General features: G+C 66.1%; 15 protein-coding genes. 7 read left to right on the top strand and 8 right to left on the bottom strand.

Translation table 11 applies throughout. The features are described from left to right. Position 1: 1 nt before the first annotated feature. From ACSQ8Y_RS25600 to ACSQ8Y_RS25570, 7 genes are read right to left on the bottom strand one after another with little or no spacing between them, the layout of a single operon-like run. Positions 2–1,102: a FemAB family XrtA/PEP-CTERM system-associated protein gene (locus ACSQ8Y_RS25600; protein WP_436269217.1), complete on the bottom strand. Its 1,101-nt coding sequence runs from the start codon at positions 1,100–1,102 to the stop codon at positions 2–4. Then, positions 1,099–1,965, bottom strand: coding sequence for an XrtA system polysaccharide deacetylase (locus tag ACSQ8Y_RS25595; protein WP_436269216.1), 867 nt, complete (start codon positions 1,963–1,965; stop codon positions 1,099–1,101). The genes ACSQ8Y_RS25600 and ACSQ8Y_RS25595 overlap by 4 nt, the downstream gene beginning before the upstream one ends. Beyond that, a complete protein-coding gene (wecB, locus tag ACSQ8Y_RS25590; RefSeq protein WP_436269215.1) occupies positions 1,950–3,095 on the bottom strand; it encodes a non-hydrolyzing UDP-N-acetylglucosamine 2-epimerase in 1,146 nt (381 codons plus the stop codon). Before wecB ends, ACSQ8Y_RS25595 begins: the two co-directional genes overlap by 16 nt. Further along, positions 3,092–4,111: an XrtA/PEP-CTERM system-associated ATPase gene (locus tag ACSQ8Y_RS25585; protein WP_436269214.1), complete on the bottom strand. Its 1,020-nt coding sequence runs from the start codon at positions 4,109–4,111 to the stop codon at positions 3,092–3,094. Before ACSQ8Y_RS25585 ends, wecB begins: the two co-directional genes overlap by 4 nt. Positions 4,112–4,126: 15 nt before the next feature. Beyond that, the gene (locus ACSQ8Y_RS25580; protein WP_436269213.1) at positions 4,127–5,695 is read right to left on the bottom strand and encodes a TIGR03016 family PEP-CTERM system-associated outer membrane protein; all 1,569 of its coding nucleotides are present in this window, start codon (positions 5,693–5,695) and stop codon (positions 4,127–4,129) included. Next, complete coding sequence (locus ACSQ8Y_RS25575; protein WP_436269212.1) at positions 5,688–6,767, bottom strand: XrtA-associated tyrosine autokinase; 1,080 nt, start codon at positions 6,765–6,767, stop codon at positions 5,688–5,690. Before ACSQ8Y_RS25575 ends, ACSQ8Y_RS25580 begins: the two co-directional genes overlap by 8 nt. A 20-nt stretch (positions 6,768–6,787) precedes the next feature. Continuing rightward, positions 6,788–8,323: an XrtA system polysaccharide chain length determinant gene (locus tag ACSQ8Y_RS25570; protein WP_436269211.1), complete on the bottom strand. Its 1,536-nt coding sequence runs from the start codon at positions 8,321–8,323 to the stop codon at positions 6,788–6,790. 319 nt (positions 8,324–8,642) lie between these two features. On the opposite strand from ACSQ8Y_RS25570, the gene ACSQ8Y_RS25565 reads away from it, so the two are divergent. From ACSQ8Y_RS25565 to ACSQ8Y_RS25535, 7 genes are all read left to right on the top strand, one after another. Beyond that, a complete protein-coding gene (locus ACSQ8Y_RS25565) occupies positions 8,643–9,371 on the top strand; it encodes a S1 family peptidase (protein ID WP_436269210.1) in 729 nt (242 codons plus the stop codon). Positions 9,372–9,519: 148 nt separating this feature from the next. Continuing rightward, positions 9,520–10,119 (top strand): XrtA/PEP-CTERM system exopolysaccharide export protein, encoded by a 600-nt coding sequence (locus ACSQ8Y_RS25560; protein WP_436269911.1) that lies wholly within the window; start codon positions 9,520–9,522, stop codon positions 10,117–10,119. Positions 10,120–10,346: 227 nt separating this feature from the next. Next, entirely contained in the window at positions 10,347–10,967 is a 621-nt protein-coding gene (locus ACSQ8Y_RS25555) for a hypothetical protein (protein WP_436269209.1), read from the top strand. Between the two features lie 9 nt (positions 10,968–10,976). After that, complete coding sequence (locus ACSQ8Y_RS25550; protein WP_436269208.1) at positions 10,977–11,273, top strand: HPr-rel-A system PqqD family peptide chaperone; 297 nt, start codon at positions 10,977–10,979, stop codon at positions 11,271–11,273. Then, positions 11,267–12,181: an HprK-related kinase A gene (locus ACSQ8Y_RS25545; RefSeq protein ID WP_436269207.1), complete on the top strand. Its 915-nt coding sequence runs from the start codon at positions 11,267–11,269 to the stop codon at positions 12,179–12,181. The genes ACSQ8Y_RS25550 and ACSQ8Y_RS25545 overlap by 7 nt, the downstream gene beginning before the upstream one ends. Then, positions 12,178–13,326 carry a nucleotidyltransferase domain-containing protein gene (locus ACSQ8Y_RS25540; protein WP_436269206.1) on the top strand — a complete coding sequence of 383 codons (1,149 nt, stop codon included), beginning with the start codon at positions 12,178–12,180 and terminating at the stop codon, positions 13,324–13,326. The genes ACSQ8Y_RS25545 and ACSQ8Y_RS25540 overlap by 4 nt, the downstream gene beginning before the upstream one ends. 45 nt (positions 13,327–13,371) lie before the next feature. After that, positions 13,372–14,328 (top strand): lytic transglycosylase domain-containing protein, encoded by a 957-nt coding sequence (locus tag ACSQ8Y_RS25535; protein ID WP_436269205.1) that lies wholly within the window; start codon positions 13,372–13,374, stop codon positions 14,326–14,328. Between the two features lie 72 nt (positions 14,329–14,400). On the opposite strand, the gene ACSQ8Y_RS25530 is transcribed toward ACSQ8Y_RS25535, so the two are convergent. Beyond that, positions 14,401–15,294, bottom strand: a complete 894-nt coding sequence (locus ACSQ8Y_RS25530) for a PEP-CTERM sorting domain-containing protein (protein WP_436269204.1) — start codon at positions 15,292–15,294, stop codon at positions 14,401–14,403. Between the last annotated feature and the right edge of the window lie 142 nt (positions 15,295–15,436).

Below are 15,436 nucleotides of genomic sequence, written 5' to 3'. Positions count from 1 at the left end.
GCTATCCCAGGTCTTTGACGATGTGCGGTCCCAGCAGATTGGCCAGCGGCAGCGGCAGCAGCTTCCACAGCTTGATGAACAGCTGGTATTTCGGGTTCAGCGGATTATTGTCGGGCAGCTCGCTGGCCGCGTGCAGCTGGTATTCATAGGCCAGTGGCGTGGCGCTGAAACCCCAGTTCTTCTTGAAGTCGTAGGCGCCGGTGCCCAGTTTGCTGCGGCCGAAGTCGAACAGGCGGCAGCCGCGTTCGACCGACGCTTCCATCAGGTTCCAGTACATGAAGTCGTTGCCGGCCACCTCGCGCGCCAGCGGCATGCTTCCGCCGTAGTAAGGCAGCACTTCGTCGCGCCAGAAGAAGCTCATCACGCCGGCCACCGGCTCGCCGTCCTTGACGATGATGCGCACCTCGCACTGCTCGCCGAACAGTTCCTTGATCAGCGCGAAGTACTTCTTCGGGAACACCGGGGTGCCCAGGCGCAGCACGCTGGTGGCGTAGATGTGGAAGAAGCGGTCCACGGTCTGGTCGATCTCCGCCTTCAGGCCGCACTTGATGCCCTTGCGTACCATCGCGCGCTGCTTGCGCGGGATGGCGTTCATGTTCTCTTCGTGGTTGGCGCTGATGGCCTTGCGGAAGGTGACGTACAAGTCCTTCACCTGCCAGCCCGGCTTGCCGCTCGGTTCGATGTTGCGGTATTCGAGGTGGCCGGCGCCGATCTCGCCGGCCAGCCTGGCGGCGGCCGCGTCCAGCATGGCGCCCGCCTGGTCGTTCAGTGCCACCACGCCGCCGTGGACGGCGAACGGCAGGGAGCTGAGCGAGTGGCCGAACAGCCGGCTCTTGATCTGGCACAGCGGCAGCACGCCCTGGATCCGGCCGTCCTGTTCGACGTAGTAGAACCAGGTCTTGTGGCCGTAGCAGCGCTCGATCAGCTGCTGCCAGGCGCTCAGATGGAAAAAGGTCGCTTGCGGGCAGGCGCGCACGAAAGCGTCCCAGCGCGCCGCGTCTTGCGGCGTCAGCAGGTGCAGCGTGGCCGGTCCGCCGGCGGACGCCTGTCCATGCGCGCTGCCGTTCGCTTTGTCGTGTGCCGCTTCGATGATGGAGCTCATGCCTTGTCCAGGAAAATGCGGTCCATGCGGTCCCACGCGAAATCGCGTGTGAGCGCCTGGATGCGGCCGTCCATCCTGGCCAGGTTGACGTAATGGCGGAAGCGCGTCTTCAGGTTGATGCCGTCGGGACGCGGCTGGCCGGGGTCGATCTCCCATGGATGGAAGTAGAAGATCGCTGGCTGGCCATCCTGTTCGTTCACCTGCCGCATCATCCAGCGCGACAGCGAGTACGGCAGCAGGCGGAAATAACCGCCGCCGCCGGCCGGCAGGTTGCGCGCGCCCATGCGCACCGTGGTGATCGGCACTTCCAGCAGGCCGCCCGCGCCTTCCGGGTGCCAGGCGAAACGCGGCGCGTCCGGCATGCCGTAGTGGTCGTGCTGCACCGGGTAGATGCTGGAACTGTAGCGGTAGCCCGCCTGATTCAGCGCGTCCAGCGCCCACAGGTTGCCGTGGCCGATGGAGAAGCTCGGCGCGCGGTAGCCCAGCACGGCCTGGCCGCCCAGGTCTTCCAGTATCGCCTTGCTGCTGCAGATGTCCTGCATGAAGGCGGCGCGGTCCTGGTCGGAGGCGCGCAGGTGGCCGTAGCCGTGGCTGGCCAGTTCATGGCCGCCGGCCACGATGCGCTTGACCATGGCCGGGTAGCGCTCGGCGATCCAGCCCAGCGTGAAGAAGGTGGCGTGCACGCCGCCCGCCTCCAGGATGGACAGGATGCGCTCGATATTGGCTTCGACCCGGCATTCGCGGTCCGGCCAGCTGTCGCGCGCGATGTAGGGCGCGAAGGCCGAGACCTGGAAATAGTCTTCGACGTCGATGGTCATCGCGTTGCGGATGGCGGCGGTGGCGGCGCTCATGATGTCTTGCATCCGTTCTGCATCCAGATCTGCAAGGCCGAGGCGATGCGTTCGGCGGCCTTGCCGTCCCAGAAGCGCGGCACGCGGCCGGCCTTGCCGCCGCCCGCCATCAGCTCCCCGTAAATGGCCAGGATCCTGGCCGAGTCCTGGCCCGCGATGGTGTTGGTGCCCTCGTCGACGGTGATCGGACGCTCGGTGTTGTTGCGCAGGGTGATGCAGGGCACGCCCAGCGCCGTGGTCTCCTCCTGGATGCCGCCGGAATCGGTCAGCACCACGCGGGCGCCCTTCATCAGGCCCAGCATCTCCAGGTAGCCCATCGGGGGCAGCAACAGGAAATTGCCCTTGCCGCCATCGACCAGGTGGTTCAGCCCCGCCTTCTCTATCATGCCGCGCGTGCGCGGATGCAGCGGGAAGATCACCGGCGTGCGCTCGGCGATCGTGGCGGCCGTTTCGAGCAGGGTGCGCAGCACGGCCGGGTCGTCCACATTGGACGGGCGGTGCAGGGTCAGCACGGCATAGCCTTCGGCGCCGTCGGCCAGGCCCGGGCGGCCGGCATCGGCCACGATGGCGGAAGCCGGGATGGCGCGCGGCAGGTTGCGCACCAGCGTGTCTATCATCACGTTGCCGACGAACTGGATGCGGTGCGCGGCCACGCCTTCGCGCAGCAGGTTGTCCGCGCCGCTTTCCTCGGTGGTGAACAGCAGGTCGGAAATCTGGTCGGTCAGCACGCGGTTGATCTCCTCCGGCATGGCGCGGTCGAAGCTGCGCAGGCCCGCCTCCACGTGGATCACCGGGACCGCCTTCTTGGCCGCCACCAGCGCGCAGGCGATGGTGGAATTGACGTCGCCCACCACCAGCACGGCGGTCGGGCGCACCTCGTCGAGCGCGGGCTCGAATTTGCGCATCACCTCGGCGGTCTGCTGCGCATGGCTGCCGGAACCGACTTCCAGGTTGATGTCCGGCGCCGGGATGCCGAGCGCCTCGAAGTACTGGTGGTTCATGGCCACGTCGTAGTGCTGGCCGGTGTGCACCAGCTTGACCTCGACCTGGGGCCGCAGCGCGGCCAGCGCCGCCATGATGGGCGCCATCTTCATGAAGTTGGGCCGTGCTCCGACCACGCACAGGATGCGGAATGTGCTCATTCGTTGTTGTCCTGGCTGGCGTTGGCGCCGTGACCGGTGCCGGCAGGGGCCGGCGTGGCGACGATTTTCTTCAGGATGTTCAGCACCGACACGACGGATTTCTCCAGCCGCATCATGCGCTCGTCCATGCCGTCCGGGTAGGCCGAGTTGACGGCGGCCATGTCGGCCTCGTCGACCTGCAGCTTGGCCGGTTCCGGCGGCGGCTTGAATTCCTCAGCGATGTCGCGGATCACCTCGTCGACGTGGACGTCGGTGAATTCGTGCAGCTCCTCCAGGAAGCCCATCAGCAGCAGGCGGTCGCACAGCGCATTGGTCATGCGCGGTATGCCGCCCGAGTACTCGTAGATGGCCGCGTGCGCGGCGGCCGTGAACGAGGGGTCGTTATTCCAGCCCACCGTGTGCAGGCGGTGCTCGATGTAGGCCTGGGTTTCCAGCGCGTCCATCGGGCCCAGGTGGTAGGTGGCGATCACGCGCTGGCGCAGCTGCTGCATGTCCGGACTGTGCAAGGTGGCGCGGAACTCCGGCTGGCCCAGCAAAAAGGTCTGCAGCAGCGACTTGTCGTCGGTCTGGAAGTTCGACAGCATGCGCAGCTCTTCCACCGTGCGCGGCGTCAGGTTCTGCGCCTCGTCCACCACCAGCAGCGCGCGCCGGCCCTGCTGGTCGCAGGCGCGCAGGAAGGCCTCCAGGCGCGTCAGCAGCGCGCTCTTGCTGGCATCCTCGCTCGGCAGGCCGAAGGCCGACAGCACCATGCGCAGCGTATCTTCGGAGTTGAGCGCCGTGTTGACGATGTGCGCCGCCACGATCTGCTGCGAGGACAGCGTGTTGAGCATATTGCGCACCAGCGTGGTCTTGCCTGCGCCGACTTCGCCGGTGATGACAATGAAGCCCTCCCCCTGCGACAGGCCGTACTCGAGGTAGGCCATGGCCCGCTTGTGGCCCTTGCTGCCGAAGAAGAAGTGCGGGTCCGGCCGCAGCCGGAACGGTTTGGCGCTAAGGCCGTAGTAGCTCTCGTACATCCTTGCCAGACTCCACTAAAACAGCTTGTTCAGAGACGCCGACACGGCGTTCTCGGTATAGCCGCGCCCGGCGACCGCGGTGGCACCCTTCGCCTTGCGCAGTTCGATACTGCCGTGCAGATTGCGGGCGAACTGGCGCGTCAGGTTGAGGCGGTAGGACGTGTTGTTGTCGACCCGGTCGCTGGCCAGCGAGCGCGACTTGTTGCGGCTGGCGCCCAGATTGACCGAGCTGTACGGCGACAAGCGCCAGTTGACCGTGGCGGTGGCGGCGGTCTGGTGCGTGTTTTCGTTCAGCGTATTGTTGGTCGCGCCCAGCAGGCCGGCGTCGACGTCGATCACCGACAGGCCGCTGCGGCGGCTGTCCACCAGCGACAAAATCAGCGTGCCGCGCGCGCCGTTGAAGGCGGCGCTGGCGGTGGCCTGCTTCTGCAGCATGTAGCGGTTGCTCAGATAGTTGACGCTGTTGGCCAGCGACGGCGGCAGCCCGGCGGACTGCATATAGGCCTGCACCGCCTGGCGCCGCGCGGCCGGGTCGGGAATCGCGGCCTGGAACATCTGGTCCAGCAGGGCCGCCGTGTCGATGGTGGACGGCAGCAGGAACTGGGAGCGCGACGTGGTGACGCCGTCGTTGTAGTTCACGCTCCAGACGCTGGCGCGGGCGCGGTGCGTGGCCACCAGCGAATAGCTGTCGCCGAAGTAGCGTTTGCCGATGCTGGCCTGCACCCGTGTGCGCAGATTCGGCGCCCAGGTGCCGCCGACCGACCACGACTGGCCCTTGGTGCGGCCGCCCTGCGACGCGTAGTCGTACTGGTCGTAGCCGGCGCTGACCGACAGCGTCAGCTGCGGCGAATACAGATAGGTCAGCGTGCCGGACAGGTTCTGGCTGGAGGACTTGGCGGAAATGGTGTCGGTCAGTTCCTGGCGGTAGTAAGTCAGCCCCCAGCCGACCACGTGGAAGGAAGGGCCGCTGCCCAGGTTGAGCGACAGGTTGTCGCCGTTGCTGGTGCCGAAAGCGGTGTTGTCGCTGCTGACGCGGTCCCGCGCATAGCGCAGCTCGCCGCTGGCGAAGGAACCGAAGCGCAGCAGGTAGTACGGACTGATGCGGACGGATTTGACTTCGCTGCTGACGCCGGCGGCGAAACCGCTGCCGGGCACGCCGTTGTCGATCAGCGTCGGGCCGAAGGCGGACTTGGCCTGCTGGCTGATCGAGGCCGTGCTGTCCAGGAACAGCGATTCGCCCAGCAGGCGCGCCTTCAGGTTGGCCTGCAGTTGCTGCGTGTTGCCCTGGGCGCCGCCGTTGCTGCCGCCGCCGAGGTCCGAGTCGGAATATTTGACCAGATGCTTGCTGTAGGAGGCGCTGAGGTCCAGGCGCGGCCCGACATTGCTCAGCGAAAAGCCTGGCGACAGCTGGGTGACCGCCTGGCTGCGCTCCTTGCCGGGTTCGGCCAGCAGCACGTTGTCGGTATAGGTTTCGCGCAGGTCCACGCGCGGGGTGAATTTCCAGTCGGCGCGGCTGGACGGCGACAGCGACAGCGCCGCCAGGCCCACCGCCGCCGCCAGCGCTGTGCGGCGTGGTTTAACCATAGTGGTAGTCATAGGTTTCGGTGCCGGGGAAGTCACGGGCCTTGTTATAGATCAGGCTGACGTTGGTCAAGCCTTCGAGTTGGCTCAGGGACTCGCTCACCGCGTGCTGCGTGGTGCGCTCGGCCTCGACCACCACCACGATCTGGCCCATGTGGCCGGCCAGCACGTGCGCTTCGCTGGTGAGCAGCAGCGGCGGCGAATCGAAGATGACGATACGGTCCGGGTAGCGGTTGGCGATCTCGTAGACCAGCGTGGTCATGGCCTGGCTGGCCAGCAGCTCGGTGGCGCGCGGATTGCTGGTGCCGGCCGGCAGCAAGGTCAAGGTGTTGACGTTGGTGCGCAGCATCACGTCGGCCATGTCGATCTTGTCGTCGAGCAGCAAGTCCATCAGCCCGCGCTGGTTCGGCAGTCCCAGCGTGCGCAGCACGGACGGGCGCGCCACGTCGGCGTCGATCAGCAGCACCGTGTGGTCCAGCTCCATGGCGATGCTCATGGCCAGGTTGATCGAGCAGAAAGTCTTGCCTTCGCCCGGCAGCGAGCTGGTGATCATGATCAGGTTGCCCGGCTTTTCATCCGGCGGACGCGGTCCGAAGGCGCGCTTGATCAGCGGACGCTTGATGACGCGGAAGTCTTCGACCAGCGTGGTGCGGCCGCCGGCGGCGGTGACCAGGCCGATGTCGTGCATGTGCTTGAGGTCCAGCTCCACACGGCGCGGGCCGCGCGGCGCGCTGTCGGCGGCCGGTGCGGCCGCGTCCGGCACGGCGGCCGCACCGGCAGTGGCAGTGGCAGCGGCGGTGGCAGGCAGGGGCGCTGGCGGCACTGGCGCGGCGCCGGTGTCCTGCACTGCCGAAGCCGCTGCGGCTCCGGTCGCGGCGGCAGGCGCAGGAGCCGGGGGCGGCGCTGCCGGTACGGCTTCAGCCGCAGCAGCGGGTGCGCTGGCGGCGACCGCGTCCACGGCGGCGGCCTCGGCCACCGGCATGGCTGGCGGCGCGCCGGCTTCGCTGGCGGGCACGGCGCGCTCGGCGGCGTCCTTCTTTTCTATGCGGCTGGCCGCTCGTTCAATAATGCTCATCGGATTCCCCGTGATTCAAATCAAGATTGACGCAGCAACAATGCCGCCATCACGCCGCCATAGGCGGTAAACAGCACCGCCACTGCGGCGCTGAACGCATACAGCCGGCGCCGACGCTTCACTTTTTGCTCGTCGGTCCAGTTCATGGCGATCGTGCCCAGGATGGGGAAGCCGGTGGTGTTGCGCAGCGCGGCCTGGGTGACGAAGGTCGGCCGGATCTGGCTCAGCAGCAGCGCCACGCCAAGGCCCAGCAGCAAGGCGGCGCCGAACACGACCGACATCAGGCGCGGACGGTTCGGGCCAATGGCCGTGGTCGGCGCAGTCGGCGGATCGATCACGCGGAAACTCAACATGTCGGTGGCCGAGGTCAGGTCGCCGGACAGGCGGGCCGCTTCGCGCCGCTCCACCAGCTTGCCGTAGTTTTCCTTGTTGATCTGGTAGTCGCGGTTCAGCTGCGAGAGCTGGGCTTCCACTTCCGGCGCGGCCGTGCTCTGGCCACGCAGCCTGGCCAGGCGCGCGCTGTACTCGTCGACGCGGGCCTTGAGCGAGGCCACCCGCGCCTCCTCCACCGACAGCGCGACGTTCATCTGCTGCAGCATGGGGCTGTAATTGATGCCGGGGTCGCCGGTGCGGACGCGCTTCTTTGCCTCTTCCTTTTTGCGCGCCTGCAACTGCGCCAGCAAGCGCTTGCTCGACACGATGTCAGGATGCTCTTCGGTGTACTGCATGCGCAGCTGGTCCAGGTTTTTTTCCAGCGCCTGGATGCGCGACTCGAGTTCCGGGTTGCCGGGCACGTCGGGCTCGGCGGCGGCGGTCGGCGGGGCCGGTTCCTCGCCGGCGATCTGGCGCTTGATGGCGTTGCGCGCATGCTCCGCTTCCGTGTAGTCCAGCTTGGCCGCATTCAGCTTTTCCGACATCTCGGCCAGGGTGCTGCTGTAATCGCCGCCCTGGCGCGGCAGCAGGCCGAGGTTCTGGATCTTGAAATCCTTCAGCGCGTTCTCGCCGGCGGCCAGCTTTTCTTCGTAGCTCTTGATCTGCTCTTCGATGAACTGCACCGCCTTGTCCGACTCCTGCTTCTTGCCGCCGAAACTGCCCTCGACGAAAATGGTCAGCAGCGACTGCACGATTTCCTTGCCCAGCTTGGGGTTCGGGTTGTTGTAGGAAATGGTGTAGATGTCGTCGCGCTCGGTGCCGCTGACCTTGATCGCCGCCGTCAGATCCTCGACCAGCTTCTCGTGCTCCTGCACCGACTTGGTCTTGATATCCAGGTCGACCATGCGCATCACGCGCTCGACGTTGGGCCGGCTGATCAGCGTGCGGCGCATGAACTGCACCTGCTGCTCGACATTGGGCACGCTGGTCATGCCCGACAGCAACGGCTTGAGGATGCTCTGGGTGTCGACGTAGACCCGGGCCGAAGCCTGGTAGTCGTCCGGCAGCTTGTAGACCACTGCCCAGCCCACGATCGCCACCACCCACGAGATCGCAACGGCATACCAACGGTATTTGCCGATCGCTTTGAGGAAGGTTAAAAGCAATACCTGTAATTCCGCCATATCGTCTGTCTCGCCTATGAATTGGTGCCGCGAACTTGCTTAAAATGCATCAATCGCAACCATGATACATGAGATTGCAAGCCATGTTACTACTAAATCCCACCATCCCGCCCCTCTGCTGTGGCCATGCGATGACAGCTTTCCGCATTTAACACACGAAATAATTATTTCCAAAGAGGCAAGCATAATTGTGACACATGCAGCAGATGAATTGTTGTACGAAAGACAGCAGAACGCGGGAAAAATCTGCTATCGTTGTTGCGCCCCGACTTCCTCAGCCCCCATGCGATTCCACCCGACAATATTATTGCTCCTTGGCATGCTCTGCGGCCCCGCCGCCGCCGATTTTTCCGCCGTCATCGCCGCGGTCAAGCCGTCGGTGGTCGGGGTCGGCAGCTACCAGCGCTTGCGCAGCCCGGCCATCACCTTCAACGGCACCGGCGTGGTGGTCGGCGATGGCCTGAGCGTGATCACCAACGCCCACGTGGCGCTGGAATTTCCCAACACCGAGCTCAAGGAGGAACTGGGCGTGGTGATCGCCGGCGAGGGCACGGCATTCTCGTTCCGCCCGGCCACCCTGGTCGGCATCGACAAGGAACACGACCTGGCCCACCTGCGCCTGGGCGCCGGCCCGCCGCTGCCGGCGCTCAAGCTGGGCGATTCGGCCACGCTGCGCGAAGGGCGCGACCTGGCCATCACCGGCTTCCCGCTCGGCATGGTGCTGGGGCTGCACCACGTGACCCACCGCGCCATGCTGTCGGCCATCACCCCGGTCATCATTCCCTCGGCCAGTTCGCGCCAGCTCGACGCGCGCGCCGTGGCCGCGCTGCAGCGCGCGCCGTTCAACATCTTCCAGCTGGACGGCACGGCCTACCCCGGCAACAGCGGCAGCCCGGTGTACGACCCGGCCGACGGCACGGTGTACGGCATCATCAACATGGTGTTCGTCAAAGGCTTGAAGGAATCGGCCATCAGCAGCCCGAGCGGCATCAGCTATGCGATCCCGGCGCGCTATGTGCACGAACTGTTGCAGAGAAAAGCGCCTTGACAAAAATTTGCCGCCCTTGCGGCTACGCCAGCAGGCACTGGTATAGAATAGGCATGCAAAAATGCTACAAAAAGGGCAATGTGTCTTGCCCGAAAGAATTCCGTACAGATAAAAGGAACCCCGCGTGAACACTTCCAAACTGCAGATGATGAAATGGCTGGCCTGCGGCGCCCTGGCGCTGTCCTCCCTGGCGCTGGGCGGCTGCGCCAGCAAGCCGGTACTGCCGCAGGAAGCGGCGCCGGCCTCGGACTACCTGATCGGGCCGGGCGACAACCTAAGCATCGTGGTGTGGCGCAACCCGGAAGTGTCGCAAGGCGTGCCGGTGCGTCCGGACGGCAAGATCACCACCCCGCTGGTGGAAGATCTGCAGGCCAGCGGCAAGACCTCGACCGAACTGGCGCGCGACATTGAAAAAGCGCTGGCCAAGTTCATCCAGCAGCCGGTGGTGACGGTCATCGTGACCGGCTTCGTCGGCGTGTACAGCGAGCAGATCCGCGTCATCGGCCAGGCCGCCAAGCCGCAAGCGCTGCCTTACCGCCGCGACATGTCGCTGCTGGATGTACTGATCGCCGTCGGCGGCGTCACCGAATTTGCCGCCGGCAACCGCGCCACCATCATCCGCACCGTGGACGGCAAACAACAAAAGCTCAATGTGCGCCTGAACGACCTGGTCAAGGACGGCGACATCTCGGCCAATCTGCCGATGCGTCCGGGCGACGTGCTGGTGGTGCCGGAAAGCTACTTCTAATAGTCAGGCTCAACATTTTTCGCCTCTTGCATCCGCACAATGTCGAGAAATCTTACAGTTTTTCCGATAGACTGAGCGGGTGTCCGCCGCGCGCGCAAAGCGATGCGCTAAGCCTTTGATTCTAATCAAGGCCGGTGCCGATTGCAAAAGTGGGAACGAATATTGCTTTGTTTCCACTGGACACCAGATCACGGCCTGCAGGCCGAATGCTTACCAAGGACACAGACGTGGCTAACCAAGACCAGCACGACGGAGCGACCGGCTCCCCGCAGCTGCCCCCCGCAGCGCCATCCGCCGCGGAAACCGCAGCCCCGCCCGCCTTCGCGGGCGCGGCGCGCCGCCGCTTCGCCACCAAGGGCGCGGCCACGCTGGGCGCAATCCTGACCGTGAAAAGCCAGCCCGGCATGGCCTGCGACATCTGCTATTCGCCGTCCGGCTTCGCCTCGGGCAACCTGAACAGCCACACCCCGCAAAGCGCCGCGTGCAGCGGGCTGTCGCCAGGCTACTGGAAAATGCACCCCGAGAGCTGGCACAACGGCTGCTTGTCGACCACCAAGTTCCAAAAGAAATTCACGGTCTCCACCGGTTGCCAATTCTTCGGCACGGAGATGATGACCCTCCTGGACCACCAGGAGTACGACCAGGACAACGTGGCGATGCACATCATTGCCGCCTACCAGAACGCGCTGGCCGGCAAAACCTCTTTCCTGCCGCCAAGCAAGGTACAGGCGATCTGGAACGAATACTGGACCACCGGCGGTTCCGGCCGCGGCTACTACACCCCCATGGCCGGCAAGAAATGGTACGGCGCTGACATCACCGCCTATCTGCGCGGCACCATGGATTAAGCGGGCGGCATGACTGAAGCGGCTGTGCCGGACAACACCGTCTGGCGCCTGACACCGGGCCAGCAGCTGCGCCACCGCAGCTGGGACGGCGAAGATTTCGTGCTCTACAATAATTTGTCGGGCGACACCCATTTGCTCGACGCCGCCGCCATCGAAGTGCTGAGCGCGCTGCAGCGCGGCGCGGCCGGCGCGGCCTCCCTGGCCTCCACCCTGCAACTGGAGGACGGCGCCGACAGCGCCGCCCTGCTGGCCGGCATGCTGGCCGACTTGCGCAAGCTCTCCCTGGTGGAAACGACGGCATGCTGACGGTTTCCTCGCTGGCGCCGGCCGAACTGGCGCGGCGCCTGGCGCACGACGGCATCGTGCTGCAGACCGGCGCTTACACCACCCATCTGCAAAGCGGCGTGCCCGGCGTGGCCCAGGGCCTGGCCCTGCTATACGGCGACTATCCGCTGTCCGACGCCACCGCCTTCTCCGACTTCCACCTGCAAGTGCGGCAGCCGGCCGGGCTGCGCCGCTGGTGGCGGCCGCAGGTGACGCTGCTGCACAACGGCGTGTCGATGTTCCAGCCGCTGCCGCTGGCGCAAGCCTTCCCCATGTTCGAATGGGGCTTGAACTGGTGCATATCGGCGCGCGCGCACGACTGCCTGATCATCCATGCGGCAGTGCTCGAGCGCAATGGCCGCGCGCTGATCATGCCGGCCCCGCCCGGCTCCGGCAAAAGCACGCTGTGCGCGGCGCTGGCGCATCGCGGCTGGCGCCTGCTGTCGGACGAGCTGGCGCTGATCCAGCTGGCCGACGGCCGCCTGCAGCCGCTGCCGCGTCCCATCAGCCTGAAGAACGCCTCCATTCCCATCATGCAGGCCTACCTGGACCAACCGGTGTTCAGCCCGTCCGTGGCCGACACCGTGAAAGGCACGGTAGCGCACCTGAAGGCGCCGGCCGCCAGCGTGGCGCGCAGCGCCGAGACGGCGCCGCCCGGCTGGATCGTCTTCCCGCGCTACCAGGCCGGCGCGCAGACCGAGCTGGCGGCGCTGGACAAGGCACGCACCCATCTGCGCATGGCCGAGAATTCCTTCAACTACAGCCTGCTGGCCGCGCGCGGCTTCGAGGCCATGGCCGACGCGGTCGGCGCGGCGCACTGCCACAGCTTCGTGTACAGCCGGCTGGACGAAGCGGTCGAGCTGTTCGCGCGCCTGGCGGAGCAGCCATGAGCGCCATCGCGACGAACGCCGCCGGCAGCGGCGGCGCGGCCCCCGGCGGCACGGCGCCGCTGGCCGTGCTGGCCTTTCGCCAGCCCGAACTGCTGACCCGGCTCGGCGAAGCAGAGTGGAATCTGCTGCTGCGCCAGTGCGCGGCCGCCAATCTGCAGCCGCGCCTGTACTACGTGCTGCAAGAGCGCGGCGAGCTGGACGCCATCCCGGCGCGCGCCCGGCGCCACCTGGAATGGTCGCGCACGGTGGCCGAGCGGCACAGCCAGGCGGTGCGCTGGGAAGTGGAACTGATACGCCAGGCGCTGGCCGGGCTGGACACGCCGCTGATCCTGCTCAAGGGCGCGGCCTACGCGCTGGCCGGCCTGCCGCCGGCGCGCGGCCGTTTGTTCTCCGACATCGACATCCTGGTGCCGAAGGAAAAGCTGGACGACGCCGAGTCGGCCCTGATGCTGCACGGCTGGGCCAGCACCCACCTGGACGCGTACGACCAGCGCTACTACCGCCGGTGGATGCACGAGCTGCCGCCTATGGAGCACGTCAAACGCCGCACTGCGATCGATGTGCACCACGCCATCCTGCCGACCACCGCGCCGGTGCACCCCGACCCGGTGCAGCTGCGCGCGGCCGCGCAAGCGGTGCCCGGCCAGCCCGGCCTGCAGGTGCTGGCGCCGCCCGACCTGGTGCTGCACAGCGCCACCCATCTGTTCTTCGATGGCGAGCTCGAGCATGGCTTGCGCGACCTGGTCGACCTGGACGGCCTGCTGCGCCACTTCGGCGGGGCGCCCGGTTTCTGGCCGGCACTGGCGGCGCGCGCGGCGCAATTGCAGCTGCAACGCCCGCTGTTCTATGCCCTGCGCTACACGGCGCTGCTGCTGCACACGCCGCTGCCGCCCGAGGCGGACGCCGCGCGCCAGGCGGGCCGCCCCGGCGCCCTCCTGCTGCGCCTGATGGACAGCCTGTATCTGCGCGCCCTGCTGCCGGCGCACGCCAGCTGCGGCGACGCCCTCACGCCCTCGGCGCGCTTTCTGCTCTACATCCGCGCCAACTGGCTGCGCATGCCGCCCTTGCTGCTGGCGCGCCATTTATTGCACAAAGCTTTGTTCCCGCCCAAGGAAAGCGCAGAAGCCGAAGAAAAAACACCCTGACTGAACTACAATGAAGTTTCAAGTTGGCAATCACCGGAGCCGCACATGGCCCGATTCCTCACCATAAAGACGGCCAGGCTGGCGCCGTCGGCAGGCAGCGCTGCGGCGCTCGCGCTGGTACTGGCGTTGCAGTCCGCTTACGCCGGAACGGCTGAGGAGACGGCAGCTGGGGCCGTGGCAGGTACCGCAACGGGATCGGTGGCGGCCGCGCCGTCCGGCGCACTTGCCGCCGAGTTGCGCGCGGCCGCCGTGCGGCTGGAACACGGCGAAGGCTTGCCGCGCGACCTGCCGCAGGCGCTGGGCCTGTACTGCAGGGCCGCCCGCCTGGGCGACACCCAGGCACAGTATGCGCTGGGCTGGATGCTGGCCAATGGACGCGGCACCCCGCGCGACGACGGCGCCGCCGCCCAGCTGTTCGCGCTGGCCGCCGCGCAAGGCCACCCGCAGGCGCAGGCCATGCTGCAGGCCACCAACACCGCGCCGAACACCCCGCTGCCAGCCTGCATGCTGCCGGACACCCCGTTCGCGCTGCTGCCGCCCGAGCCGCGCGTACTCTACCCGCAGCCCGGCAGCAAGCAGATCGGCGCCATGGTCGAGCAACTGGCACCGCAGTTCGAAATCGACCCGCGCCTGGCCATGGCCATCATCTCGGTCGAGTCCGGTTTCAACACGCGCGCGCTGTCGCCCAAGAACGCGCAGGGACTGATGCAGCTGATCCCGGAGACGGCCGAGCGCTTCCGCGTCAAGGATGCATTCGATGCGGAACAAAACATCCGCGGCGGCCTGGCCTACCTGCGCTGGCTGCTGGCCTATTTCCGCGGCGACGTGCAACTGGTGGCGGCCGCCTACAACGCGGGCGAGAAGGCGGTCGACCAGCACAAGGGCGTGCCGCCATATGCCGAGACGCAGGAATACGTCAAGCGCGTAGCGCGCCTGTACAAGCATGCCATCCACCCCTACCAGCGCGGCCTGACCTCGGGCAGCGCGCTGAACCAGCCCTGACCCTGCTACGAAAAGCAGACGCAAAAAAACCGCCTGGTTCGCACCAGGCGGCTGATCGCAATACTCGAAGTATTAAGATTGACGGCGGCGGCGCATGCTGGCCAGACCGGCCAGGCCCAGACCGAACAGAGCCATGGTACCAGGCTCAGGGATTTTGTTGGCGCGGATAGGGTCGTTGATGTAGCCGGCGAAGCAGGTCGCCTCGGATCCGGTTACTTCCGCGTCGGTGCAATTGCCGGTGCCATGCGAGTCGCCGTTGCTGCGCAGGGTAAAGATGCCGTCCAAGTCATGGCCGCTGACCAAGCCGGTGTCCCAAGCGGTTTTGCCGGTACCGCCCACCACGTCGCCCACGAAGTCGCCGTTGCCGGAAATATCGGTGGTCAGCGACAAGGCGCTAACGTGCTGATGCAGGGTCGAAGTCGCCTCGTTTTCCGGTGTCGAAGCAACGTCGGCCGCGCCGGGGCCGGTGACGAATTCGATCGCCAGGTATTTCTCCAGGCCCGCGAACAGGTTGTAGCTATTCCAGCTGGTGCGACCGTGCGGATCAGCGTTGAAGGACTGGTCCATGGAGGCAATCTGGGTTGTCGTGCGGTATACGTCCAGGTGGATCTTGCCGTCGCCAGCGCCGTAGGTCGAGCCGATGTTGTACAGGTCGAAGCTGGTCGCGCTGGTTTGCACCGAACTCAAGTCGGCAATACCGTACAGCATGTAGTACAGGTAGTAGCCATCGCTGGCGCCAGCGTTCCAGATGCCTGTGGTGGTCGAGCTGATCGATGTGATCGCGCCGACGCCCCAGGTGGTTTCGTTGGCGACATTGACCGTGCCGTCGGAAATAAGCTGGGTCTCCGTGGTCTGGCCGGCGAGCTTAACGTTCAGCTTGCCGGTCAGGGAATCCAGCGCAGTCGCGGATGCGCCGAACGCTGCCAGACCCAGGGAGGTTGCTACCAGCAATTTTTTGAGTTTCATGTTTGATCTCCAGTTGTTGAGGGCGCTGTCAGTCTTAGCGTCATACCCCATAAAAGCAATCGCTGTGCCAGGCCTCGTGAAAACAGCGCCTCGCAGTAATGCGTACTAGAGAACGCTAGTGGACGCTATGTTTTGTCATCCA

Source organism: Pseudoduganella sp. LjRoot289 (assembly GCF_964252925.1).
GTDB lineage: Bacteria > Pseudomonadota > Gammaproteobacteria > Burkholderiales > Burkholderiaceae_D > Rugamonas.
The sequence above is the reverse complement of the archived record's forward strand: the minus strand, read 5'-3'. Positions and strand labels throughout refer to the sequence as shown.